Source organism: Haloplanus ruber (assembly GCF_024494725.1).
Taxonomy (GTDB): domain Archaea; phylum Halobacteriota; class Halobacteria; order Halobacteriales; family Haloferacaceae; genus Haloplanus; species Haloplanus ruber.
Map to the genome: position 1 here is coordinate 166,111 of NZ_JANHDK010000004.1, position 25,541 is coordinate 191,651.

Annotated in this window: 19 protein-coding genes and 4 pseudogenes; 14 read left to right on the forward strand and 9 right to left on the reverse strand. The window is 59.4% G+C overall.

Annotated elements, in window-relative coordinates:
- Nucleotides 1-199: 199 nt before the first annotated feature.
- The 4 genes and pseudogenes from NO878_RS13770 to NO878_RS13785 all read right to left on the reverse strand — a co-directional run bounded on the left by NO878_RS13770 (nucleotide 200) and on the right by NO878_RS13785 (nucleotide 2,535).
- Nucleotides 200-550 (reverse strand): annotated as a pseudogene (locus tag NO878_RS13770) (type II toxin-antitoxin system PemK/MazF family toxin).
- Nucleotides 547-918: a MarR family transcriptional regulator gene (locus tag NO878_RS13775; protein WP_256406550.1), complete on the reverse strand. Its 372-nt coding sequence runs from the start codon at nucleotides 916-918 to the stop codon at nucleotides 547-549. Before NO878_RS13775 ends, NO878_RS13770 begins: the two are co-directional and overlap by 4 nt.
- A gap of 266 nt (nucleotides 919-1,184) precedes the next feature.
- Nucleotides 1,185-1,670 (reverse strand): DUF7970 domain-containing protein, encoded by a 486-nt coding sequence (locus NO878_RS13780; RefSeq protein WP_256406551.1) that lies wholly within the window; start codon nucleotides 1,668-1,670, stop codon nucleotides 1,185-1,187.
- Nucleotides 1,663-2,535 carry a ParA family protein gene (locus tag NO878_RS13785; RefSeq protein WP_256406552.1) on the reverse strand — a complete coding sequence of 291 codons (873 nt, stop codon included), beginning with the start codon at nucleotides 2,533-2,535 and terminating at the stop codon, nucleotides 1,663-1,665. The genes NO878_RS13780 and NO878_RS13785 overlap by 8 nt, the downstream gene beginning before the upstream one ends.
- Before the next feature lie 498 nt (nucleotides 2,536-3,033).
- On the opposite strand from NO878_RS13785, the pseudogene NO878_RS17190 reads away from it, so the two are divergent.
- A pseudogene (locus NO878_RS17190) lies at nucleotides 3,034-3,234 on the forward strand (RNA polymerase subunit sigma-70); the annotation flags it as partial.
- A complete protein-coding gene (locus tag NO878_RS13790) occupies nucleotides 3,185-3,424 on the forward strand; it encodes a P-loop NTPase family protein (protein WP_256406553.1) in 240 nt (79 codons plus the stop codon). The pseudogene NO878_RS17190 and the gene NO878_RS13790, both read left to right, overlap by 50 nt.
- A gap of 253 nt (nucleotides 3,425-3,677) precedes the next feature.
- On the opposite strand, the gene NO878_RS13795 is transcribed toward NO878_RS13790, so the two are convergent.
- Together NO878_RS13795 and NO878_RS13800 are read right to left on the reverse strand one after the other, a co-directional pair.
- On the reverse strand, nucleotides 3,678-4,730 hold the full coding sequence (locus NO878_RS13795) for an NAD(P)-dependent alcohol dehydrogenase (RefSeq protein WP_256406554.1): 1,053 nt from the start codon (nucleotides 4,728-4,730) through the stop codon (nucleotides 3,678-3,680).
- Between the two features lie 44 nt (nucleotides 4,731-4,774).
- Nucleotides 4,775-4,903 (reverse strand): annotated as a pseudogene (locus tag NO878_RS13800) (Mur ligase); the annotation flags it as partial.
- A 171-nt stretch (nucleotides 4,904-5,074) separates the two neighbouring features.
- Between NO878_RS13800 and mobA the strand changes: the two are divergent.
- Nucleotides 5,075-5,737, forward strand: coding sequence for a molybdenum cofactor guanylyltransferase (gene mobA / locus NO878_RS13805; protein ID WP_256406555.1), 663 nt, complete (start codon nucleotides 5,075-5,077; stop codon nucleotides 5,735-5,737).
- 48 nt (nucleotides 5,738-5,785) lie between these two features.
- Here mobA and NO878_RS13810 read toward each other — a convergent pair whose 3' ends face one another.
- On the reverse strand, nucleotides 5,786-7,072 hold the full coding sequence (locus tag NO878_RS13810; RefSeq protein WP_256406556.1) for an L-lactate MFS transporter: 1,287 nt from the start codon (nucleotides 7,070-7,072) through the stop codon (nucleotides 5,786-5,788).
- Nucleotides 7,073-7,347: 275 nt separating this feature from the next.
- On the opposite strand from NO878_RS13810, the gene NO878_RS13815 reads away from it, so the two are divergent.
- From NO878_RS13815 to NO878_RS13855, 9 genes are all read left to right on the forward strand, one after another.
- Complete coding sequence (locus NO878_RS13815; RefSeq protein ID WP_256406557.1) at nucleotides 7,348-8,754, forward strand: NADH-ubiquinone oxidoreductase-F iron-sulfur binding region domain-containing protein; 1,407 nt, start codon at nucleotides 7,348-7,350, stop codon at nucleotides 8,752-8,754.
- A 4-nt stretch (nucleotides 8,755-8,758) separates the two neighbouring features.
- Nucleotides 8,759-9,736, forward strand: a complete 978-nt coding sequence (locus NO878_RS17320) for a 2Fe-2S iron-sulfur cluster-binding protein (protein WP_256406558.1) — start codon at nucleotides 8,759-8,761, stop codon at nucleotides 9,734-9,736.
- On the forward strand, nucleotides 9,733-12,015 hold the full coding sequence (fdhF, locus tag NO878_RS13825; RefSeq protein WP_256406559.1) for a formate dehydrogenase subunit alpha: 2,283 nt from the start codon (nucleotides 9,733-9,735) through the stop codon (nucleotides 12,013-12,015). The genes NO878_RS17320 and fdhF overlap by 4 nt, the downstream gene beginning before the upstream one ends.
- 2 nt (nucleotides 12,016-12,017) lie before the next feature.
- Complete coding sequence (locus NO878_RS13830) at nucleotides 12,018-12,755, forward strand: DUF1641 domain-containing protein (RefSeq protein ID WP_256406560.1); 738 nt, start codon at nucleotides 12,018-12,020, stop codon at nucleotides 12,753-12,755.
- A gap of 15 nt (nucleotides 12,756-12,770) precedes the next feature.
- Nucleotides 12,771-14,750 (forward strand): molybdopterin oxidoreductase family protein, encoded by a 1,980-nt coding sequence (locus NO878_RS13835; protein ID WP_256406561.1) that lies wholly within the window; start codon nucleotides 12,771-12,773, stop codon nucleotides 14,748-14,750.
- Between the two features lie 305 nt (nucleotides 14,751-15,055).
- Nucleotides 15,056-15,484 carry a universal stress protein gene (locus NO878_RS13840; RefSeq protein ID WP_256406562.1) on the forward strand — a complete coding sequence of 143 codons (429 nt, stop codon included), beginning with the start codon at nucleotides 15,056-15,058 and terminating at the stop codon, nucleotides 15,482-15,484.
- Between the two features lie 483 nt (nucleotides 15,485-15,967).
- Complete coding sequence (locus tag NO878_RS13845) at nucleotides 15,968-17,083, forward strand: single stranded DNA-binding domain-containing protein (RefSeq protein ID WP_256406563.1); 1,116 nt, start codon at nucleotides 15,968-15,970, stop codon at nucleotides 17,081-17,083.
- A 707-nt stretch (nucleotides 17,084-17,790) separates the two neighbouring features.
- Nucleotides 17,791-18,159, forward strand: coding sequence for a ribbon-helix-helix domain-containing protein (locus tag NO878_RS13850; RefSeq protein ID WP_256406564.1), 369 nt, complete (start codon nucleotides 17,791-17,793; stop codon nucleotides 18,157-18,159).
- Nucleotides 18,156-18,740, forward strand: coding sequence for a hypothetical protein (locus tag NO878_RS13855; RefSeq protein ID WP_256406565.1), 585 nt, complete (start codon nucleotides 18,156-18,158; stop codon nucleotides 18,738-18,740). The genes NO878_RS13850 and NO878_RS13855 overlap by 4 nt, the downstream gene beginning before the upstream one ends.
- A 774-nt stretch (nucleotides 18,741-19,514) precedes the next feature.
- Here NO878_RS13855 and NO878_RS13860 read toward each other — a convergent pair.
- Nucleotides 19,515-21,731 (reverse strand): MBL fold metallo-hydrolase, encoded by a 2,217-nt coding sequence (locus NO878_RS13860; RefSeq protein ID WP_256406566.1) that lies wholly within the window; start codon nucleotides 21,729-21,731, stop codon nucleotides 19,515-19,517.
- Between the two features lie 199 nt (nucleotides 21,732-21,930).
- On the opposite strand from NO878_RS13860, the gene NO878_RS13865 reads away from it, so the two are divergent.
- Nucleotides 21,931-22,131: a hypothetical protein gene (locus tag NO878_RS13865; RefSeq protein WP_256406567.1), complete on the forward strand. Its 201-nt coding sequence runs from the start codon at nucleotides 21,931-21,933 to the stop codon at nucleotides 22,129-22,131.
- A 545-nt stretch (nucleotides 22,132-22,676) separates the two neighbouring features.
- Here the strand turns inward: NO878_RS13865 and NO878_RS13870 are convergent.
- On the reverse strand, nucleotides 22,677-24,326 hold the full coding sequence (locus NO878_RS13870) for a hypothetical protein (protein WP_256406568.1): 1,650 nt from the start codon (nucleotides 24,324-24,326) through the stop codon (nucleotides 22,677-22,679).
- Between the two features lie 374 nt (nucleotides 24,327-24,700).
- Here NO878_RS13870 and NO878_RS13875 point away from each other — a divergent pair.
- A pseudogene (locus tag NO878_RS13875) lies at nucleotides 24,701-25,540 on the forward strand (hypothetical protein).
- The last annotated feature ends 1 nt before the right edge of the window (nucleotide 25,541 follow it).

Consider the following 25,541-nt stretch of genomic DNA (forward strand, 5'->3'; position numbering starts at 1 on the left):
CGACAGAGCGTATCGGCTTCGGACTGCCGAGGACCGTATTGTGTCGCAGTTTGTTGAGCAGACACTCTAGCTGGGGCCATCGAAGGAAGCTAGTTCCATATGCATTGAGAAGGTCAGTCTCAACTACTGCGCGACCTGGAAGTTGAGACTTCGTTCAGAAGAAGGTGTAACGCGTAGAGACGTGAGTACTCGAAAGTAGCTACCGTAATTCTTTGACGAGAGCAGTAGTCGCGTTATCGACGATACCATCTGCCAGACGGCCCTGCCAAAAATTGATATCCTCGTGGCCTATCGATTGCACACTCCATGGAACGATCCGGCTCTCGTCTGGCGTACCGCCACGAAGCCAACTCTCCTCGGGAATGTCGATGAGCCCGTCCATCCAAGACTTCGACGTTAGTGTTACCGCGATATACTGCTCGCCGTGGAAGGGACGGCCTTCGTGGTTCGAGAGGATAAGCTAGGGGCGAGCGTCTTCTTCGCCTTTGAACGGGTCATGGCCGTAGACGACATCGCCACGCTCAAAGATCGGTTCCCCTTCGTCGGTCACTGTTCATCCTCGACGCTTGGGTGGGGCTTCTGCGGTGCGTGCTCGCGCCACGCCTGCTTATCCTCTGTACCGAGTTGGTCGTTGAACAGGGCGGTCGCCCGTTCGTAGCCGCTGTATCCTTCGAGGCGCTCGACGTCGTCGGTTATCGCCCAGTACGTCGCCTTGTGTTCGACCAGACCGCGGTCCTTCAATCGTGAGAGTGCAGTGCTCACCGCCCCCTCGTCAACGCCGATCTGAGAGGCAATTTCGCGCGCCTTGAACGCCCGATCCTCGTTGGCGGCGAGAAACCCGAGGACCTGATCAGGGACCGAAAGATCCGCGAGTTCTTCCTTGCTCGTGTTCTCGAATGTGTCTCGGTCGATGGACATCGTTGAAAGGAGGTACGTCATCCGCTGTAAAGAGCGTTAGGAGTGAAAGCTACGTAAACGCCGAAGAAGAACGAGTCCTATCGACCACGAAGCACTTCGAGAACCATATGCATTGAGACGACCGGTCTCAACTATTGCGCGACCGGCCGTTCGGGTCCTGTTCCAAGAAAATCGCGAGACAGCAAGCAGATAGCTTATTACACAATCTACATAATGTACAATATGCCCGAAATCTGAATGGTGGAGAAAATAGGCCAAATCAAATGTTAGTCGTTCGTAGCTTGCTCGCTCAGCATATCCACAACTTCCTGTATACGGTCCTCATCAGCTTCGATACCACGCTCTCGGAGGATCTGAAGGGCGACCTCATCACCGTGGTCCGCAATTATCCGGAGACACGCGTCCTGAAACTCTCTTCCCTCAAATTCGGGAACATCAAACATAGAGCACGCAGCAGTTACCGATGATCGCATCCGGGTGACGCCATTCCACGTTTCTTCCCGGACATAGAAGCCGTGCATATCGGTCTCGTCAAATGAGAAGGCCGGGCCACCGGTGGATTCGTCCACATCCTCCTCATTCTGCTCAGGAGTGGACTCGGTCTCCGACCCTGTGTCCTCAGTAGTGATCTCCTCATCCGGTTGTGGTTCACCTTGAGAGTCACCACGTTCGTCGTTGTTCGATTCGACTCCTTCTTCCGTTTGTTTGAGCTGTTCAGCGACGTCCCCGAAACGGTCGTCCTCATTAGGCATGGCTGTGTTCCTCCACGAGGTCCGCTAAGTGGTCGAAATGCGGGATCTGGTCACAATCTTCGTCGAACTCCGAGATGGGCATTCCTTGCTTGAAGGCGCGAGAAATTGCGGTCCGTTCGCGAATCCCTGGCTTCGGGATACTATCAATGGTGCGTCCCGGATCATCGAGGGCATCGAATATCTCCGGGTCGACGCGAGCGTACTCAGGGACGAACGAACCGAACTCTCGGTTGAGATTTTCAACGAGAGTCCGATGCTCGTTGTGTTGCCCCATCGTTTCGCGAATCATATTCGGGGTAACTGCGAGGATATCTAATCCAATATTCTGCCGGATTGGGGAGATCTGGCGCTCAATCATCTTATTGAGCCCATTGATTGAGCCAGCACGCGGAATCAGCGGAACTATGACGCGCTGGACGGCGATGAGGGCATTATCGGAGAGTTTCCCACGGCCACCTGCGGCATCAATAATCACGTAGTCATATCCGTTTTGGATGAGCGGATCAACGACGTTCCGCCGAAGCTTCACGTCTGCGAACCGTTCGTCTTTCAGCCTCGTCTCGACGTTCTCGAGTTCGTTGCTCGACGGGAGGAGATGAACGCCGAAGTCCGTCTCAATAAGCAGGTCTTCGGGGTCCTCACCATCGATGAGGGCGTCACCGAGGTTCGCATCTCGGTCGTACGCATCGTCGTACCCAAGCTGGGTCGTCATGTGCCCGTCCTTATCCAGGTCCAGTAGGACTGTCTCATGGTCACGAGCAGCGAGTCGATCAGCGATGTTGAGTGCGATCGTGGATTTTCCTACACCACCCTTTAGCAACGAGACAGCTGCCCCAGGGAGTCCCTCAAATTCGTCAGCACTCATAGGTCAGTACCCTCCGCAAGAGGCGAATTTTGTACATTTTGTATGTAATGTACATTGGGCAAGTATTATTGGTTGTGTGAGTTTTGTGAATAATGTAAGTTTTGCTCTGTACATACGCGGCCAATGAAGCTCGTCCAACTTAATTCTACGTCAGACAGATTGTGTACACTACCTACACAATCCACATTTTGTAGATTGCCAATACAATCCTCATTCGTCATAATCACTGCCAGCCCTACATAATCTGCATAATGTGTATTTTCTGCACTCCAGACGTATTCATCCCGATCACCGCCATCCACATCAAGAGCTAATTCTCGGAACACGCAATTTACATAATCTACATAATCTACATTACTCAGGTTGTGCAGGTTACTTATGCTATCTACATAGTCCAGTCATTCAATAAGAGATCCTGAGTGGTGGAACTTAGTCAGAGCCACTATACCGTTCTCCAGTAAGACTTTCAACTACTATCGGATTATTGGTAACCACCAGATGTATGAGGTGCTCGACGACACGGCGGCTCAGACCATTCTCGCCATCGAGGGTGGTGACTCCATCCGCCGTGTTGCCCAACACCTCCACACGCCCTACGAGACAGTGAGAGAGGCTGTCAACCGACTGGAAGACGCAGGCTACGTTTCCTATGACGGCGGCCTCAATGTCGTCGACGAGCGCGTACGCGACGCAGCCCGCGCTCGTCGACCTGATTCGCGGGCTGACCGACGAGGGTATCACGTTCGTGGTCTCCACGCACTATCCGGGGTTCGCCTCGACGGTCGGTGACGCGTGCACCATCCTCGACGGCGGGCAGGTTGCGTACCGTGGCGATACCCTCGACGGCGTCGACGCCGAGACGTACGGCTTGCGTCGATTTAGCGTATGAGTTGTGCCATGGTGGCAAAAGACCGATCCTATCCGTCGTTTGCTACGGGTTGAGTGATCGCTCGTGACCCGGTCCGTCGGAGTGAGTACTCGCCAACAAAGGCGTCGCTCGCCGGCACCGCCAGTTTGGAGCACGGGACCGAAGCCCGACGGGTTGTCCGGAGTCTGAGAGGGTTGGAACGCACCCTCACGGAGAGTTTTCCATCGTATGCCTCACATCGTGGGAGGTCACGAACGGCCGGTCGGGAGGACGACTACTCGAAGTGGACGAGCGGCTTGATGATGTCGTCCGCTTTTTCGTCCATCAGGTCGAACGCCGTCTCGATTTCCTCGAAGTCGAACTCGTGAGTCGTCATCTTCGTCGGGTCAACGAGGTCGTTCTCCAGCATCCGAAGCATCCGGCGGATTCGCAGGCCTCCACCGGGACAGAGGTCGGTGACGATGTCGATTTCTGCCATGCCGACACCCCACTCCTCTCGGGGAATGTGCCGGAACTCACCGTCACCGTGGTAGCCCACGTTCGAGACGGTCCCACCGGGTTTCGTGACCTTGATGCAGTCTTTGAGCGTCTGGTCGGTGCCGAGTGCCTCGATTGCGGCGTCGACGCCTCGGCCGTCGGTGAGCGACATGATCTCTTCGACGGGGTCACCTTCGGCGAAGTCTACGACGTGGTCCGCGCCGTACTCGCGGGCGAGTTCTTGACGCTTCTCGACGGTTTCGACGGCGATGACCTCGCCAGCGCCCTGCAGTCGCGCCCCTTTCGTGGCCATCAGTCCGACCGGGCCCTGCGCGAAGACGGCAACGGTTCCCCCCATCGGGATGTCCGCGTTTTCCGCCGCGGCGAATCCCGTACTCAGCATGTCCGCGGTGTAGGCCGCCTCGTGGTCGCTCACGCCGTCAGGGACGTGTGCCATGTTGCCGTCCGCGTCGTTGACGTGAACGTACTCCTGGAAGACGCCGTCTTTGACGTTGGCGAACTTCCAGCCACCGAGCGCACCGTTCGACTGTGAGGGATGGTCGTCCTGTGCGGCCTCCGAGTTCCAGTCGGGTGTGATCGCACCGACGGCAACACGGTCACCGGGTTCGAACCTCGTCACCGCCGACCCGACTTCCTCGACGATGCCGACGACTTCGTGGCCGAGCGTCAGGTCGTCGCGCTCACCGAGCGCGCCGTGTACCGTGTGGCAATCCGACGTGCAGACCAGTCCTTTCGTCGGTTTCAGGATCGCGTCTAGCGGGCCCGCCTCGGGCTTCTCTTTCTCAACCATCCCGGTCTCGCCGACCCTCTCCATCACGAACGCCTGCATGGCTCGACTTACAACTGTATGAAATATAAATGTATGTGCGCTGTTTCAGTGATGCCCTGATTTTCGAAGATGCCGATATCCTCGGCGGCATAGGCATCAAGTTCCGGAGCGAACTCCCCGATTACGCTGATGTTCTCGTACAGTGTCGTCCGAGGACCGCGGCGTTTGATAGGGACAGCGTCGGCGACTCCCGCCGTCGAGATGACGGACGACGGGTACGCTCCGGTAACCCACACATCGCCTCACCCACTCTATTCGTCTTGCCGACACAACTAACAATATCGTCGAAAGTATAGAGTGATCGTACGCAGCCGACGAATCGGTATCTAGAGAGGTATCCTACGATGACAGACAAGACCGCGATCTCGCGAGGCGTGGTGCTTGCGGGGGGAACAAGCACCCGCTACGGATCGACCGAGGAGGACAAAGCCCTCTCCAGAATCGACTCCAAGAGCTGCTTGGTGCGAGTTCTGGATACCCTACGGCGAGCGACCGAGCCCCCGCCGGTTGTCGTCGTTCGAACACCCGATCAGCGAGCTCGGTACGCTGCGATCGTCGATACGATCGAGGTCGAATTCACGTTCGATTCATCTAGGTTCGAAGGGCCACTATCAGGAATCGTCGGGGCGGCCGTGGAAACCGAGACGCCGTGGCTGTTCTGCTGTGGCTGCGATATGCCACTTCTCGCGAGAGCTGCGATCAGGTGGATGCTCCAGCGATTGGCACACCGAGCGGACGTCGGTGACGAACGGGTCGACGCCGTCGCAATCGAACAGTCGGATGGAACGCTTGAGCCGTTACACACGCTATATCGCCGTGAGAGCGTCTTGGAGGTGACGGAGTCGATACCCCGTGCCGCCGGCCTTCAGGCACTGCTCTCCGAACTGGACGGTGTCTACACCATTTCGTCCCGTTCCATCCCAGACTCTGTTCCACTCTCACGCTCGAAGACGAACGTCAACACACGCGAAGATCTGGAACACGTTCGGAGTCAGCTGATCGAGTAAGAACAACCACAACCACCGAAGCAGGTGGAAACGAAGCGTTCGGTTGCGTCAGTCCGTCGTTGCTGCGCCGGCGTCTCTGGCCTGACTCGCGTTCTGGAGCTTTCCGATCCGCCAGCGGAGGACGAGCACAGTCACGAGCCCAGCGACGAGGGCGGCGTTCATCACGTACAGCGCGTTGGTGTAGTTTCCGGTCGATTCGAGGACGAACGATGCGAGCTGTGGACCAACGACGCCGGCGATACCCCACGCCGTGAGGGCGTAGCCGTGAATTGCGCTGACCTCCTTGGTTCCGAAGAGGTCACTGAGATACGCCGGGAGGCAGGCGAAGCCGCCACCGTAACACGTAATCACGAGGAACATGGCCCCCGCGAGGATCCAGACCCCAGCCAGCTCCGGCATCACGAAGAAGGCGGCGATCTGAATGACCATGAATCCCGCGTACGTCGTCGTCCGGCCGATATAGTCCGACAGCGTGGACCAGAAGATCCGGCCGCCACCGTTGAAGATGCCGATGTAGCCGGTAATGAACGCGGCCGTCGTCGCGGTCGCCCCGCCGATCTGCTGGAGCATCGGAGAGGCGAAGGCCAGCAGCATGATCCCCGCGGAGACGTTGATGAAGATGATGAGCCACACCATCCAGAAGCGCGGCGAGGTGCGTGCTTCGGCGGCCGTGAGGTTTTCGAGCCCCGCGAGCGCGCTTTTCGCTTTCTCGTGTGCGTCTTCTTCGTCCGACATTCCATCGGGGAGCCACATCTCAGGTGGCTTGGCGAGGTAACTCGCACCGAGTGACATCAGAACGAAGTACAGCGCGCCGAGCGCGTAGAACGCCATCGCAACGCCGAAGTTCTGGATCAAGTAGTTGCCCAGCGGACCGGTCAGTAGCGCGCCGGCACCGAAGCCCATGACCGCGAGGCCCGTCGCCATCCCCCGTCGATCGGGGAACCACTCGACGAGTGTCCCGATCGGTGAGATGTAGCCAAGTCCGATCCCCATCCCGCCGATGACGCCGAACGTGGCCAAGAACATCGGGAGACTCCCGAACTGGACACTGGCCCCCGAGCCGAACATCCCGAGACCGTACAGGACGGCCGCGGCGAACCCGGCTTTTCGTGGGCCGTACTCCTCAACGTATCGCCCTAGGAACGCCGCCGTGAACCCCAGTACCAGCACCGCAATCGAAAAGGCGAGTGTAACCCTCCCCGTGCTCCAGCCCTGTGCCTCGTTCAGTGGAATCTGATAGATACTGTACGCGTAGATGCTCCCAATTGACAGGTGGATCGCGACTGCGGACAACGCAATGAGCCACCGGTTCTTGTTCGCTTCCGTTGTCGACATAGTTCATCATGGTCGATCATAGGGGAATAAATGTGGTTTTAGAGGAGTGATTACCCTTCTAGAAAAGATTTATTTATCATGACGAAATACGAAACTTTTGGGAGTTACATAATGAATCAACTACGGTATCTCGAAACCGCATTTCCACGCATCATTTATGATGCAGTGGGTTCGCACACTACGATAGACAATATCAAATGACAGTCACAAACGCTAATCGTGAACCGATCATCCGAGTCTCCGATTCCGGCCCGGATCGGAGCCTCCCGACATCGGTGTCTACCAGCGACACCATCGTCGAGGTAGGATCGACGGGGTTCACCACGATCGAACCGCTTGTCATGGTCACTCGTAACGGGACGACCTCGTTCTATCCCCAGTGCTCGTCAGCGAAGCTCGAGGATATCGTCTCCGCTGTCAACGAGACCGGCGACGTCACAGCGGCAGAGCCGGACGCCACCGTTGACCACGACCCCGAGACGAGTCAGTTACCCGTGCCCGAGGGCATAGGGTTGGAACCCGGCGTCCGTGACGTCACCGGGGCCTGTGGATGGCGCCGACCGACGTCCCCGGCCGACCACAAAGCGGCGGGCGGATTCGTGGAGCCGGACCCCGAGGCTGTGTTTGATCTTGGCGACCAGCTCCGAGGACGCGGGTGGGGTGACCTCTGCCACGACAGTTCGCTCACGGAGACTTGGGAAGCCGTTCGCGCCGGAGACGGCGAGAAGACGATCGTCGTGAACGCACAGGGCCCCGACGCGGACAAACTCCTGCTCGGTAGTGCGCCCTTCGAGGTGCTGGACGGAGCGGTCGCGCTCGCCCACGCCGTCGGGGGTGACCAAGTCGTCGTCTACACCTCAACGGAGAACCGCCACACCATCGAGACGGTCCGTGAGGCGGTCTCGGCGTACCCGGACCTCTCACTGCCCGTCGATATCGCCACCGGGCCGGCCGAGCACCGGGCCGCCGAACCGACGATGGCCCTCGAGGCTATCGAGGGGAACCACCGTCTGGAGGCTCGCATCGGCCCACCCGGACCGGAGTCCGCCGGACTGCACGGACAGCCGACGCTCGTGCATACGCCACGGACCCTCGCCCACCTTTCGGTGGCGTTCCGACACGGAGAACCGCGGAATACGCGGATGGTAACGGTGCGGGGAGACGTCGAAGCACCTGCAACCGTCGAGGTTCCGGAGACGGGGACGCTGAAGACGGCCGTGGACGCCGTCAAGCTTACGGGCGAGTTCAAGGCTGCCTCCGTGGGCGGTCAGTTCGGCGGCATCACGGACGACCTCGACATCGGTGTCGACCCAGCGGCGCTGTCCGAGGCGAATCTCGGGACCGAAGGGGTCGTCCATCTGCTCGCGGACGAACGCTGCGTCGTCAAGTTCGTCGGCCAGCGTACACGGTATGCCGCCGAGGAGAACTGCGGCCGGTGCGTTCCGTGCCGTGAAGGCACCACACAACTCGCTGACCTCCTGCGCGACGTATACGACGGCACGTACGAACCTAGCAAGATGAGAGAGCTGACCACGGTAATGGAGACGTCGAGCATCTGTGCGTTCGGTGTCGAGGCGGGGCGGCCGGCCCGAACCGCGGTCGCAGAGTTCGAAGCGGAGTTCGAAGCGCACGCCGACGGTCGATGTCCGGCCGGGAGCTGTCTCGAGACCCTAGAGGTTTGATTACATGAGTTCAGAACACCACGACACCGCCGACGCACCGCCGCTGACGGAGAAAATCGCTCCGGGAACAGCCTCGGACCCCTCTACCGGCAGTGACGCGCCCGCAACCGTCACCGTCGATGGACAGGAAGTTTCGGTCACCGCCGGGTCGACACTCATCGACGCCATCGAGGCCGTCGACACCGATGAGTACGTTCCCGCGCTGTGTCACTATGGCCGCGAGGGCATCGGGCCGCGAAGCGAGTGTCGAACCTGTATGGTCGACACCGACGCGTACGGCGTCGTGCCCGCGTGCAGTTTTCCGGCCGAGGACGGACTGCGCGTCGAGACTGACGCTTCGGAGGCGTCGCAAGCACGCGACGTGAACTTCGACCTCGTCCTCTCGAACCACAACCTCCGGTGTACGACCTGTGGGAAGAACGGCCGATGCGAACTGCAGGACGGCGCTATCGAGCAGGAGATCGAGGAGCCGCGCTACGGCGTTCTCGACGACCGCGACGAGTACGAACCCCTTGACGACTCCTCGTCGTTCATCCAGATCGACCGCAACAAGTGCATCCTCTGCAATCGCTGTGTCGAAGCCTGCAACGACGTGCAGGTCGAGGGCGTCCTGAGGGTGGAGGGCTCGGGTAACGACACCCGAATCGGCTTCCAGAGCGACGTCGAGACGATGGAGGAGTCGACGTGTGTCTCCTGTGGACACTGTGCGACGGTCTGTCCGACGGGGTCGCTCGTGGAGAAAGGCATCGAGGACGCGACGACGATTCCGCTACCCGGATTCACTCAAAAAAACAGCATCGGCAAATCGCACGAAAACACCGGCAAAACCAAGGGACCAATGACACCGAAGAAACGACAACAGGAGACGACCGAACCACAGATGGACGGCGGCAACGATCTCGTGGCGTCGGCCGACGCGGCCGCGACCGAGGACAACAGCCCGACCGACAACTGGGACGATGGGGAGAGTGACTGGCCATGAAGGGTGGAAACGACGGCGATGACCTAGACGGCGTCGCGGGCTATATGCAGCAAGCGAAACAGGAGGCGCTACAGAACGTCGAACACGTCGCCGAGGGTGTCGCCGCCGAGACGCTCTCGGAGGGTAATCTCTTCGAGATCGCACAGTCTATCGGCGACAAGCGACTCAAGGACCTGAACGTCGCCGACACGACCTGTGGCTACTGTGCGGTCGGCTGTCGCTTCGACCTCTACTCCGACGGCGAGGAGATCCTCGCTGCACGACCGACCGAGGAAGAAGACGCACCCGTCAACGGCATCTCGACCTGCGTGAAGGGGAAGTTCGGCTACGACTTCATCAACTCTGACGACAGGCTGACGGCGCCGCTCGTCCGAGACGAAACCGGTGAGTTCCGTGAGGCGACGTGGGACGAAGCGCTCACGCGCGTTGCGGAGGGTCTCGGACAGATCAAAGAACAACACGGCGGAGAGGCACTGTCGGTCATCGCCTCCTCCAAGGCGACGAACGAGGAGAACTACCTGATGGGGAAGTTCGCCAGACAGGTGTTGGGCACAAACAGCATCGACAACTGCAACCGTCTGTGTCACTCCTCGACCGTCGCCGGCCTCGCGAAGACGTACGGCTACGGGGCGGCCTCCATCAGTACCGACGACTTCGAGCTCGCCGACTGTATCCTCCTGACCGGTTCGAACACGACCGAGGCACACCCGGTACTTGCAACGCGCATCAAACAGAACGTCCGCGACGGCGCGGACCTCCTCGTCTTCGACCCCCGAGAGATACAGATCGCGGAGTACGCCACCCAGTACAGTCAGATCAACCCGGGGTACGACGCGGTGTGGATCAACGCCATCACGCGCCACATCCTCAACAACGACCTCCACGACGAGGAGTTTGTCGAGGAGCGCACCACCGGGTTCGAGGAAATAAAAGAATCGGTTCAGGAGTTCACACCCGACGTCGTGGAGGATGTGACCGGCATTCCCCACGCGGAGATCGTCTCGGCCGCCGAAACCATCGCCGAGGCCGACCGTTGCGTGTTCGGCTGGACGCTCGGCCTCACCGAGCACTCCCACGGGACGGAGAACGTCATGGCGATGGCGAACCTCGCGGCCGTCACGGGTAACTTGGGCAAGCCCGGTGCGGGTGTCTCCCCGTTCCGCGGGCAGAACAACGTCCAGGGTGGCGGCGGCGATATGGGGCCGCTCCCGGACAACTTCCCGGGCTATCAGGACATCGCTGACGACGAGATCCGCGCGAAGTTCGAGGACGCGTGGGACTGCGAGATCTCGCCCGAGTACGGCTACTACACGACACAGATGTTCCTCGCGGCCGACGAGGACGACATCCGCGGGATGTACATTATCGGCGAGAACTCGGCGCTATCCGAACCGGGGGTCAATCACGCCGAAGCGGTGCTAGAGGATCTGGAGTTCCTCGTCGTTCAGGATCTCTTCGTCAACGAGACCGCCCAGTACGCGGACGTCGTTCTCCCCGCCTGTTCGTTCGTCGAGAAGACGGGGACGTTCACCAACACCGACCGCACGGTGCAGATGGTGAAGCAGGTGATGGAGCCGAAAGGCGGCTCCCGCCCCGACTGGAAGATTCTGCAGGACCTCGCGAACCGGATGGGCCGCGAGTGGGACTACAGCTCCACAGCCGAGATCATGCGCGAGGTGAAATCGCTGACGCCTATATACGGTGGCATCTCTCAAGAGCGCGTTGATCGCGAAGGCGGCGTCCAGTGGCCCTGCTGGGACGACGATCATCCCGGCACTGTCCGGCTCTACGAGGACGAGTTCAATACGGATGACGGCAAGGCCCACCTTCAGGCGGTCGGTTACAGCGAACCGGCCGAACTACCGGACGAGGAGTACCCCTTCACGCTCACGACGGGGCGCGTCCTCTATCAGTACCACACAGGGACGATGACCCACCGCGAGGAGGGCATCATGCAGTACACCCCGAGCGACTTCATCGAAATCCACCCCGAGACGGCCGTGAACCACGGCATCGAGAGCGGCGACCTGGTCCGCGTTACGTCACGTCGAGGTGAGGTCGTGGTCCCGGCACAGGTGACCGACCGTGTCGGCCCGAAAAACGTCTTCATTCCGATTCACTTCGCCGAGAGCGCGGTCAATCGGTTGACGGATGAAGAACACCTAGACCCTACTGCGGCGACGCCGGAGTTCAAGGTGTCCGCCGTCCGAGTCACGCCCTACGAGGGGGGAGCCGAGTCCGTGTCGACCGCCGACGTTGCAACGGGGGGTGACGACTGACGATGGCAAAGCCGACCGACACATACCCCGAGACAGCGACCCACGGCGCGACCAAACGGGAGACGAACGGCGAGGGGGACGCAGCCTTACAGGAGTCACTCTCCGCACACGGTGAGACGCTCGCCGAGGCGCTCGAGACGACCGACGAACTTCAGGACGCCCTCACGACCGCTATCCTGATCGCGGCCAGCGCCGACGAGGAGGAACTCGATCATATTACCTCTTCGGCCGCCAACCTCGTCGAAGCCGCCGATGGCCTCTCGACCGACGGAGCGGCAGCACTGGCGACCGACCTCGGAAACAACGCCGAGGAGCTCTCGCCGGCCCTCGACAGCGTCCTCGACCTCCAGCGGGAGGGACATCTCGACGATTTGGTGGCGATCGCGACGGCGTTCACCAAGTCGCTCTCCCCCGAAGAGGTGGAGGAGCTCTCGACCATGCTCGAGAAAAATGGCGGAGAGCTCGTCGGCGCCCTCGATACCGTCCTTGAGCTCCAACGAGAAGACCACCTCGACGGACTCGTCAGCCTCGCGACGACGTTCTCGACGCTGGATGTCGGCGAGGATACTGCCCAAGGGGTGAATACCTTCCTTGCGAGCGTCGGCGACGCACAACGTGAGGCCGAACCGGTCGGGCTCTTCGGGATGCTCCGTGCGCTCGGCGGCCGTGACGCGCGCGCCGGGCTCGGCTACCTCCTCGCACTACTGAAGTCACAGGGACGGCGAATCAGCGATCGATGAGAGGATGATCCGCGGGTGACTGACCAGTCATCGGACAAACGGGGCGACGACGTCGAGACGGTCTGCCCGCTCTGTGCAGTCGGGTGTCGGTTGCAACCCGGAAGCGGATCACGCGCACGCGGAGTCGCCGGCCCGGCGAATCCGAAGGGGCGCCTCTGTCGAAAGGGCGTTGAAGCCTTCGACGGACGGCCCGACGACCGGCTCACAGAGCCGATGGTTCGACGAAAGGGAGAGCTGACCCCCGTCTCGTGGGAGGCCGCCTACAATCGCATCTCTGAGCACGTCCAGCGCATTACCGACGAACGTGGCCCTGACGCGCTTGCGTTCCTTGGGGCACCACACTGTACGAACGAAGAGAACTATCTCCTTCAGAAGCTTGCACGGTCACTGGGGACGAACAACGTCGACAATCGTGCACGACTCTGCCACGTCTCGTCTGCGCGTGCGCTCACAGACCGCGTGGGATGGCCAGCGACGACAAACAGCCTCGCGAATCTGTCGGACGCGGACGTTATCTTCGTCGCTGGGGCCAATCCAGCCGAGCGCCAGCCCGTCGCGTTCAACAGCTTCATCAGGCCAGCGGTTGGTGCCGGTTCAACGCTCATCCACGTCGACCCCGTGGGAAACGAGACGACGCGGCTCGCAGATATCCACGTGGCGCCGCGACCGGGCATGGACGCGCTGGTGTTCGATCTTCTGAGCGGACGCTTACTCGACGACGGCGCTGGTGTCGACCGGGGCTTCGTCTCCGAGCGAACGCGAGGATTCGAGGCGTTCGAGGCGTCGATGGCTGACCGCGACGACGACACGATGCGAAGGGCTGCCGGAGTCGACGCCGATATCGTGAACGGCGTCGTTGACCGTCTGGCCGCCGCCAACAGCGTCGCCGGACTGGTGGGAACCGGAATCGAGAACTCGGCCGAGGGGACGAACGCGTCCGCGGCGCTTCTCAACCTACTCTTACTGACGGGCAACTTCGGGAGTTCAGGCTCGGGACTGTATATCCTCCGCGGTCTCGCCAACGAACAGGGTGCGACGGACGCCGGCTGTGCCCCCGACCGACTTCCCGGCCATCTGCCAGTGACCGACGAGGCGGCTCGAAGACGAGTCGCGTCGGAGTGGGGGGTCGAGCCACCACGCTCTCCAGGGAAGACGGCGAAGGAACTGCTCGCATCGTTCGGCAGCGATGTTCGCGGCGCGCTCGTCGTTGGCGAGAACCCCGCCATCTCGAAGCGCGACCCGACGTGGCTTCGAGAGCGACTGGACGCCCTCGATCTGCTCGTCGTGGTCGATCTCGTCTCCAACGAGACGACCCGACACGCTGACGTGGTCCTTCCGGCCGCCAGCGGGATCGAGAAGACCGGGACGTTCACCAACCTCGAACGTCGAATCCAGCCGGTTCGTCCTGTAACCGAACCGCCGACTGGGGTGCGCTCCGACCTCACCATTCTGACCGACTTGGGGAAGCGACTCACCAACCACCCCGAGGCGTTCACCTACGCCGATGTCTCGATGGTGTTCGACGAACTGTGTCGCGTCGCGCCGACCCACGACAGCTTCTCGTGGGATACGTTGGGCCCCGAGGGGGCACAGTGGCCCGCCGGAGAGGAGGGGGCCCTCTACCGGGAACGCTTCGAGACCGCGGACGGTCTCGCCGTCTTCGGGTCGGCACAGCCGCTTGCGACATCCGAGCTCCGAGACGGACTGTTGTTGGTGACGGGTGGGCGCCTGAGTGACTCGCAGCAAGACCGACCTTCGCCCGGTCATGTTCGTATCAATCCGACTGATGCGGCCACACGGGATATCGAGCCCAATCAGACCGTCGTTATCTCTCACGAGGAGACGGCCGTCCGGACGGTCGCCGATATCGACGAGAACGTCCGTCACGGAACGGTGTTCCTGCCCGCCTCCGTCGCTGATCCGTTGCTCCGACGAGACGCCACCACCGTCGCAGTCGAGCCATCCGCTGCCCATACACCCGAACACGAGCGGTGACATGGTGATCTATCGAGCGTAACATCAATTGGCACCCGTCACAGCCGACGTTGATACCGTATACCGGGTAACCGCGGCTGGTAACGCGGTCTCTCTGTTCGGGCTGAAGGCTGGAACCACCGCTAAGACCCTCGTTCAACTCACTACACTCATCGGGTGAGTGGATGACTTCGATATCGAATACATCACGACCAGTAAATTCACCGCTCGCCAACACAGTATTCACCCCTTCGTCCCCCGCCACCCGAGCACCGTCCCATATCATAGAAACGTTGATTATATTTGGGTTAGAACTCCGGCTGTAGATGTACGACAACATACTGATCCCGACGGATGGAAGCGACGAAGTAGCGGAAGCGGTTGACGAGGCGATCGGTATGGCGGAACTCTGTGGTGCGACGCTCCACGTGATCAACGTCGTCGACACCACCGAGATCTCGGTCGCTCACGACGTCGAATTAGCGGAAATCGAACAGGGCTTAGAAGGTGCTGGGAGCGACGCGGTCGATGCAGTGGTTTCACGCGCCTCCGAGCAGGGACTGGATACCCAGTCTGCGATCCTTCGTGGCCCCCCGGCAAAGAAAATTATCGAGTACGCGGATGAGAACGATATCGACCTCATCGTCATGGGGACACGGGGTAACACTGGCATGGATCGCATCCTCTTGGGAAGCGTCGCTGAGACCGTCATCCGAAACGCCGCCCAACCCGTGACGGTCAAACGGTCGGCGTGATGTGATCGCGACCCGCCCGCCACAGGCGTCTCACTCGGAGTCAGAAACGCGTGTTCTTTCGGGAACCCGCGAACCCAGCGAAGCGAAAGCGCGTCGGTCCCTCTATCGGCAGAGTTACAGCGGTAGCAAGGAGAAAGCTCACTCCTTCAGGGGTGGGAGGATGTCAATGGATTCCTACACGCTCGTCCGAACCGTCGAGCGGGTCGGCAGAATCGGCAGCTAAACGTCGCTGGGAGGCAACTGTAGGCCGCTACGATCCACCGCGATACGTTTCACCTTTCGTCACGGGGTCGTATGTTCGGACTGTGGTCACGAACAGACAGCCGCCGGCGCTCGCACCCGCGGACGGGAGTCCTGATAGGATTCGAAGCCGTTGTACTGAAGATCAACCCAGTAGAGTCTCCCCTTGTATCGAACGGGATTCAGGATAACGACGTTAATGTGGACGGTGCCTGGTCGAATCAGGAAACCGGTCGCACGCCGATGAGCGGCGGTGTGACGGTCGGATCGGAAGTCGCAACGACGGCGTTCAAGGACGCCAACGAGACGGAAGGCGGGATGATCGTCGGCGATGTGGGCGTCGAAGCCGAGGTCCGTCGGCGTGAATCCCGACGTGCACCGCGGGGATTCGACGACCCCGACATGGACGCCAAGTCGTATACGCTCGTCACGCAGGAACGCATCGAGGGCGAAGCAGAGGCCGACCGTCGCTCAGACGCACTCGCCGAACGGTTCGAAGGCGTTCGCGAGTCGGCCGCAGACGAGGGCGTCGAAATCGAAGGTCGCGCCGAGCGATGCAGAGCCGAAGTGACCTCCGGGACGCACTACGAACGGACCTCGTGCGACGAACGTCCCGATGTCGGGCCCGAGTTCGAAAATCCCTTCGAGGAACTCACGCAGGATCAGTTGGCGAAGGTCAATCAGCAAGCGGCGAAGATGGAAGGCGAATTCGGTCCCAATTGCCATCTGGGCCGCGCGTCGTTCGCCAACCTGCTCGCTCGACGTGTCGCCGAAGGCAGTACGGTCCTCGACGCAACCCTCGCTGTGAAGGAGGCCGTCCTTCAGTTCCCCGACGTGGAGCAACCAATCGCGGACATCGACCCGTTCGATCAGTACCAGACGACGGTCGAAGGCACCATCGACGTTCTCTGGGAGCCGAAGGGCAAAGGCCAGTATCAGGTCGGTCTGATCTCGGACGACTCGGACGAACGTGTGAAAATCACGGTGTGGCAGAAGTCGGGCAAAAAGCCCCTGCTGAAGGAAGGCGACAAAATTCGGGCCGAGCGCGTCAAGGTGAACGCGTATCAGCGCGGTGGGGAGTGGGAGACGACGCTCGCGGTGGATGCGGAAGCGGAGATTCACCACGTCGAACACGGGGATGGCGACGCGCCCCGGATGCGAATACATCACGACGAGCACGAACCCCCGGCGTGGCGGGCCGACTCCAAGACGCACAAGTGGCTCATCGAGTCGGATGTCCAGGAAGGCGGCGACGAGGCGGACCTCGATGACGCGAAAACGGAGGCCATCAACGCGTGGATCCGTGGGGAGATCACCGAGGGCGAAATCGACGAGTACGCGGCTTCGCTCAAGAAGTAGGGGTCGGGCCGGCGCGGCGCTTCTTTTTTTGCCCAGTCGATATGCGCCCCGCCCGCCGAGGCCGGAGTCCCGAATCAAAGATTCGGGCCTCCCCCTCCTCGCGAATCAGAGATTCGCTCGGCTGCGCCAGACACCTCACATCCCCCGGGGAGACTCGCCCGCCGGCTCACCGACTAGACGTTCAGACAGTTTCTGTCCCTCGAATTGTAGTAGAAGGGAATGCTGGGAATCGAGAATCACGACGACTTGTTGTTCCCCCACGCGTCGGAGCCTTTCATCCTCTCGTTCCTGAATAGGACCGTACGTTCGGGAATGTACTGTCAGGTGATCTTCTCACGGCACGATTGAGGCGTTTCTCGGTGACCCTGCAGAGGCCAAAATCGGCCGGCTCTCATTATTGCCGTGAACACTCCGTGTACCGAGTGACATGTCTCTCCTCGCTGAGCAGGGAGCAGTAACAGACCAGCGGTCGGGATTGAGTTTGTTACCCCACACAGTTGGATATATTGCTAGTTGTGGGGTAATCAATAGCCCCACTAACGTCGACGACGTTCGAATCGGAACGGCCGCCAGCTGGTTCCTCGAGAAAATGAACGCACAGGACGACGGCTGAGACTGGCGGGACGGTCCCGTCAGGAGGCCTGATGTGCAAGCTCTGTGCAAACGCCGAAACGGTTATCACTCTATGTGCAGAACTTGCACATAGAATGAGCGCAAGCGACGATCCACGACGGGTCCATTTCCAGTCGCCAGAGTATCTCGTCGACCGGCTGGATGCGATCGCGGAGCTCTTCGACAAGGATCGGACGGATCTACTTGTCGAGGCGATTCGCGAGTACATCGAGGACACGGCCGACAGCGAGACGTTCCAGAAACTCGTCGCGACGAAGTACTACGACGACCAGCTTGAGTTCGAGACGGTCAAGCAGCTGGTCGGCGCCGAAACCGCCCAGCGCCTCCGTCTTCTCAAGGCGGATCTCGAGGATGAAGCACTCGATCTCGCTGCTCCCGACGACGTCGACATCTACGATGGCGACGCGACGGCGGCCGAGACCGCAGCCGACGATGAGCGATGAGCGGCCGGCGACTGCGAAAGGTCGTCGCCGACACTAGTGCGCTCGTCAGTCTCGCCGTGCCTCGTGCGGATGCAACTGTCAGTACCGATGCCCCGGACCCGTTTCAATATCTACTCACGTCGTGTGAGGTGTTCGTACCACCAGAAGTGGCCGCGGAACTCCGTGACATCACGCAGTACCAAGACATCCACGCCGCGGCCGCGAACAACGTCCTCGCGGCCCGCAGCTACTACACGATTGAGGACCCCTACAAGCGTGAGGATACACCGGACTCCCGGCCGACGTTCGGGCTCGATGACGGTGAAACCGACGGCATCGTCCTCGCAAACGCGCTCGATGTAGACGGGTTTCTCACCGACGAGTTCGGCGGGACGAACTTCCCACTAATTCACGCCGTGCTGCAGAGCCCGCGGATCGTCCCGACACCGCGGCTCATCGTCGACTACGCCCGGAACGGGCATCTGAGTCACGAGGCGGCTCGAACGCTGATCACGACAATTAGCCCGCATCGGAGCTGGGAGAACAGTCCGTACGTCACACAATTGCTCCACCGTCTCGAAGAGCAACCGGCCTCCGAGTAGCGACGCCGAACACCCAGCGCCGGAGACGACACTCGAAAGTCCTCGGCCGCTCAGCATCCCGCGACCACCGCTGCGCTCCTCGTCCCTGCGGTGCTTGCGGGGTCCGGGGGACGACCGAGGCAGCCTCGCCTTTTTTGAGTCCGTCAGGACGATAGCTGGATCGCCGAGTGTCGCGGCCGGCTGGACAGGTGTGTACGTGACGGCCCGCCCCGCTCGCCGCTACCGCCCTCCGCGTCGCTCGCGCCCGACCATTCCGGGCGGTCTGCCTGCAGTAGCGCGGACTACCGGGCGAAAGTGCATGTGCCATCGACGTTAGCGCTTCACCCGTTCGGATCCTGCGGACCTCGGCGAAGCCGATCGCGACTACAGCACCATCCTCAATCACCCAAACGCTCCTCTATACGATGAGGCTAAAAACGCCGATCGGATTTCTTCGCGCCCCCGTCCGGCACAGAGTGAATCCCAACGAACCGTAATCCGGTCGCCAGCGTACATTCTAAACGCTTACCGCCAGCGTTGTGAACAAGCCCTCCACCTCTGAACGTTAGGACCATGACCCCCTTGACGGCACGATTTATTCCTGAGCCCAGAGAACGCCCGGCCGATTCATATGCCATGTGCAGCTCGAGAAAGCAAAAAAGGCGGATTCGGGGCGGAATTGTGTTATAAATCGCCGATTGCCACGCTATCATTGGATTAACAGAGTATAAAACAACGAAAAGAGAATTTTCCTATCGAATGTAGGAGACTACAAACAGAATTTTAGTTCAGAACTCATTCCAGAAGGACTCGTTCGAGCGCAGCCTCCACTACCGCATTTCGGGTTTCATAGGGGCTTGCATCGTTCTCAGCGACGGCAGCAAGGTGAGCCGACAACGAGCCTGAATCGTGAAGCGTAATCTCTCGAACTTCCTTGTCGAGGCCTGCCGCTTCTTTAAGCAGGTTGAGTGTGAGTTTCTCCATACTATCAATATGCTTCTCCGTAGCGACTCGCGCGAGGAGCTCTTCCAGTGCGGCATCCACCTCAAGATCAAGCGAACGTTCAATAGGCGCTGTGTCCGCCCATGCATCCGTTCCTCGAAGGATATCTGAAATATAGCTCTCGACAGTAGATTGAACAAATATGTCTAGCGAATTATCTACCTCCTCGGCATGCTGTCGCGCGAGCTCCCGTACAGCAGGGTCAACTTCGACCGTGAACGACGATTTTTCCGAGGTATCCTCTTGTTCTTCGAGTTGGGTCACTGTTGTCGCTTCCAATTCAGCTGTCCCGTGTTCAGTAGATTGCTCCTTGACGTCTTCTTCACTCGTTTTTTCACCTCCCGTTTCTGCGTCTGGCTCGGACTCCTCCTCATTTGTTTTCTCGGTGTGAATCTCCCTGGCTGTTGATTGTAGCCGTGAGTCTTCGATTTCAGTCTGCCCAGGTGGCTGGATAGTGTCGATAAGTCCCTCAACGGATGTTTTGAGGTCTGAATCACCGAGTCCTATTTCTGAGCTTCGTGTTATCGATTTCTCTGGAAGTTCTGGCCCTATCGTTGGATAGAGACGATTATGATTGGCCTCCACGTTCCTGTTCGTATCGGGGGAAGCAGCCTCCTGCCCAGCTGTGTTCGGTGACGATCCGATATGAAGACGTTCCTTGATAGCAGTCGTCTTGACTCCCTCTTGACTAAGATCGATATCGTTCCGGCGGCCTATCTCTGGAATCTCCTCAACAGCGTCTAAGAGTGCAGCATCTGCACGGGACGTATCGACTTGTCCCTCACGATTCCGGACCTGCTGTTCGATATAGGTATTCACCCATGGTGGCGCGATGTACTGTCCATCCCGGTAGAGGGTCTCTTCACCCTCCGAACCGGTCGCCCAAGAGAAAGAATTCCACTTGTCTTTGTATCGCTGGAGGCTGTCGCCCTGCTGATGCTCGATGACAGTATGAATTGGCGACACGGATTCGACAACATCGCTCAGAACCTCCTCCGGTGGGTGGTTCGAAAACTCGTGCGCCGAGACGGTGCCGGCGAAATCGCTCTGAGTCTTGGCTTCCGTAGCTCCTCCCTGTATCTGAATGAGGGTCGCGCTGGCGTCGTCCTTGATAGACTCAAATAGTCGGCCACTGCTTCCATCTACTGGGACTTCGGGGCCAGCAATAGTGACTCCCCCGTGTTCGAAACACTCGGCTGTTGAGGTGAATTCGGGGACTGACGTGACATTCCCGTGGTCGTATCCGAGCGCATCGTACAGCTTGGCGACGTGCCCGGCGAGAATGACGGGAATGGAAACATCAAGTTCGTCCTCGACGGCTGCAAATAGCGTTGCCAAGTGAACGCCGGTCAATCCGCTTGCGGTACAGAGTGTCTTGGACCCTGCATTCGTTCGTGCGGTAACTTCGCCGACGATCTCGGTCAGCTGGGCCTCCATCTCTTCGTTCGTGGCAGCAGTAAGAAAGAGGATATCCACTTCTGGATACGCGTTTGGTTCCAACCCTGGATAGCCAGCGGCGTCACGTCCCGTGAAATCTCCCGTTGCAAGGATCCGTACTTGCTGTTCTCCGTCCGAAATATGGATCAAGAAGCCACAGGCTCCGGGGGCGTGGCCGGTGGACACTGGATGAACCTTTATGCTATCACCGAGGATATCGTGCCATTCAGAAATAGGTTCGACGCGTCCGAGTAATTGGTCAGTATTTGAAAGATCGTATCTGCGTTCGCCTTCGGTGAACACATTGTTGAGAACAGCCGCCGTATCAGGGCTGGTAATAATCGGGGCACCGTGGCGATGAGCATCGTCGATTGATTTGTAGTGATCTAGATGTGCGTGGGTGAGGAGAATCGCCGATAGGTGCTCGTCCGCCCCGAGCAATGCGTCTAGGTCTACCCCGTCTCCGGCATCAACAAGAAGACAAGAGGTAGACTCCACATGGTTCTCGCTGATACGGATAACATATGACTCGTTACCTTTCCTTGGGTTGGCATGTTCATACGAGATATCCACGTGCTACATCACATTCTCAACTATCATTAAGTATATGATCATCAGGTTGACTAGAACCGGTCGACACAATTTATTATCTTGTTCTCAGGCTCTGTTGAAATTCTCAGATCTAATACTTCCCCGTGAGATGCTCTGTCGCAAATCGAATTTCATACTTGAATGCGAAAGGCCAAATGTGGCTCTTCCGTATCTTCAATGAATGAGTGAGTCAGAAGACACGGCCACGAGACGAAAAATATCAGTTGCAGTTGTGGATAACTCGCATACGAACGAAATCCCTGACAATATCGACTCTGAATTATATACGACAACAAGACCAGAGTCATCGTTGGTTGAGTTTACAGCCGATCCTGACGGGGAGCTAGCAGAGGCACTCAGGCGGAATGGATTCGACGTGTGATCTAACCCCTGTTGATTACTTATTCTGTGAGTTGGACTTGTTGAATCCTTCAGTCGCTGATAGCTTGTAGAGACTATGCTGAATACAGGGTCCGAGTCGGTCACCGGTGGAAATCGTTCATCGTCGGCAGTTCATCACTCTATGTACAGAATCGAATAATACACAGGTGACTGAATTGGCCTGCTGATCTCATCCTTCGTATCCGTTAATATGCGTCACAATGTCCGGGCCCGATTTAATCACAGGTGAGTGAGATACGTGGTCAGTATCCGAGCTTAGCGACCCGGACTTGGATGCATTTTTGAGGATTATCGGCAGTAAACTCTTGATCGTCGCAAGAGCAACGTCACTCGCGCCCGAAAATTATCCGGGACTGTATGATGAATAAAATCCTGCTAATCCAACTTACCAAGAGGACGATTCTGGTATTTCGTATATTTGTGATCAAAATAGGTTCGCTGAAGTAGGCTGAAATCCCGATCTCGGCGGAAATCAGGTCGGTGTTCCCAGAGGTCCACCTGCGGAGCCAAGTGGCCTCTTAGGGCTCACCCGCAATCTCCCTGCGCCAACTGTTCTATTGTATTTTCCCGGTTCGCAGTCTTCCCAGAACTGTCTTCGCTGAACATCTTCTGTGCGATTGCATTCAGGCTCCCATCGGTAAACTCGGTCAGTCGGTCATAATTGTCCAGCCGATTCCGGCCCTCCAGCATCATTTGACCGAGCTTCTCAAGGCTCTGTCGAGAGTAGCGCGGCGACTGAACAGCCTCGGTGAATGGCTCAGGATTGCGCTTCAGTTCCTGATACCACACGGTGTAGAGCAGCACCTTATGTGCGTGAGCTGTCCGCTCCGGGAACGTAAGCTCACAGTCATACGTCTCCGCCAGTTGCTGTAAGCCATCCCGATACGGCTCCAGCACGGCAGCGTAGTGATCCTCGACGAGACACGGATAGAGGAGGCTTTCGGCGATAATCGGCTGTGAACCGGATAGAGCTTTGAAGATGTCTTGGACGAAGTAGAACGGTGGAACACCGTCACCTCCGAACTCGGCATCCAGCGCAAGCACCAGCGCGGGGCGGGCGAACAAACACTCGAACGCCTGCCCTCCGTCCAGATACGAAGCGTGAGCTTCTGGGGCGATTCTCAGCGCCTCCATCAGGTAGTCGCTGACCGCTCCAAGAAGCCCTGCCGAATGAAGCTCACGGTAGTACTCCCTCGCTGTCGGGAGCAGTCCATCAGTATCGAGCCGAAGGCCGGTCCCGCTCGTTGCGGACAACTGATCAGTGATATGCGCGCGAACATACCCGGACTCGATACCAACCCAGTAGTTCTCAAGATGGTCGACAAGCTCCTGTGTCCGCCCCGAGTCGGGCGACTGTGCGACCAGATGTTCCAAGTTCGCTTTCGAGAGTTCGAGGCTGTCTTGCAGCTGTTTGTGCGGCGACCTCGCTGAACGCCCACCACCGCGTCCAGTGCTGACGCTGCGTTTTCCCGGACTGCCGTCATCCGTCCCCTGCATCGCCCCGGCTTCGGATTCACCGATGAGTGCTTCGAGGTCTGTGGCCGCCTCCGAGAGCGAGTGCCCTGCGCGGGCATCCCCGTAGAAGATAAGATTCCAGATGAGCGTCTGGACTCCCTCCCGGCCGCCGGAACTCAGCATGTCGTGTGTCGACCGCGTGTACGGCGTCGGCTCGGACGTTACCTGCCGGTAAGTGGACCGGCGGTCGTCGGCCAGCGCCACCTGAACGATTGCCGCACGCCAGGTGGTCGGCACAGCTGCCGTCCCGTAGATTCCATCGGCGGGAACGTCGTCCGGAGTGTCAGCTGCGGACGCCCAGGTCACCGTGAACCGGCTTTCTTGGGTGAGTCCGCGGAGTTGCGCTTCCGTCCCGCGTAGTGACGTTTCCTCCGTGTCGGCAACAACGACGCCCAGTTGGGCGGTGTCATCGGTACTCGACTCGAGGTAGACGTCCTGGAGCTGTAGTTCAGTCCGCTCAGTGTCGGAAGACCGGTTGAGGTCCGCATATGAGCTGGTCGAAAGGGCGTCTGCCTCGATTGGGTTGCTCACTGTGATCGGGAAGTTGTCATTCTGGAGTAGGGGCGGCCCGTCGGCAAAATAACCGGGGTCGGATTCGATCCGGAGGATCCCGGCCTCGAGGTCGGCTTGGTCGATGAAGAGCGAGTTTCGGCCACACATACAGGGAAATTCGGGAGGAGGAATCTTCAACGTGGTCGAGAGATCTCATCAGCCCGACCCTATTAACCAACATATCCATCTATCGAACCCGGAGTGTTGGTTAATGATGGTTACGCAAGACAAATTTGATTCTGGAAACGCTCTCGGAAACCGATATACGTCCACATAAAATCGCCGACCGAAGATCATTAAGCCTCTGTTTCGGGCCTTGCATGAAACGCGGAAGCGCCACGCCGCGGCTTATCGGGAACGTAGACAACTAGTCGAGTATGAGAGAACGCTCAACGTCGAATCGATTGGCGGTGGACCAGCCGACGCGGGGGGCAGACCGCAATCGGCCCCTCGCTGACCAGGCCGATCCAACCATGGACGAGATGCTGTTGCCGCAGCTCGAGGACGGCATCACGCTGCTCGACGTGGAAGGAGGCCGCGGCGTCCCGATCCTACAATCGCTCGTACTCGACCATCTTCTCCTGCACGACGGGCCCGCCTTTTGGGTCGACGCAAACGGACACGCGACGACGACGACACTCGCCCAGATCGCACCCAGTCAACGGTTGCTCAACCGAATCCACGTGGCACGCGGATTTACCGCATACCAGCACTACGGCGCCGTCTGTGATCTCCCGACAGCGGTGAACAAGTCGACCCGGACGTCCGCCGCCGATTGAGGGGCGGTCAATCGAAGAGCACCGAGTCACGACGAGGACACGTCGCCCCACACGCCCGCCCTCATCGTCGCACCGGCCGTCGACGCCCAGTACCGTGCCGACGCTACTCTCAGTGAAACCCACGCGGAAACCCTTCAGGCCCGAACCCTCGCCCGGTTGTCGACCTACGCTGATGGATACGATATCCCGGTGCTCGTTACGCGAAACGAACGAAACGAATTCACCGAGCCGGTCACAACGGTCGCCGACCACCACCTGGAGTGCGAGCAGACCCGAATGGGGCCTCGGGTCGTCGGCGAGGACTTCGAGACACTTGTTTACCCCGTCGACGACGGCGCGTACTACCAGACGACGTTCGCGTACTGGCAGCAGCTGCTCGCGGCACGCGCAACGCAGGTCGGCGTGGAACCGACGACGCCGGCGCCGTCGACACCGACTCCGGAGGGTGTCTGGACGGGCGTCACCGCTGACGGTGAGACGGTGGCGGCCACCGCGGATCCCCTGCTCGATGCGTGGACCGCGACCGGAACAGGAGGGCGATAGC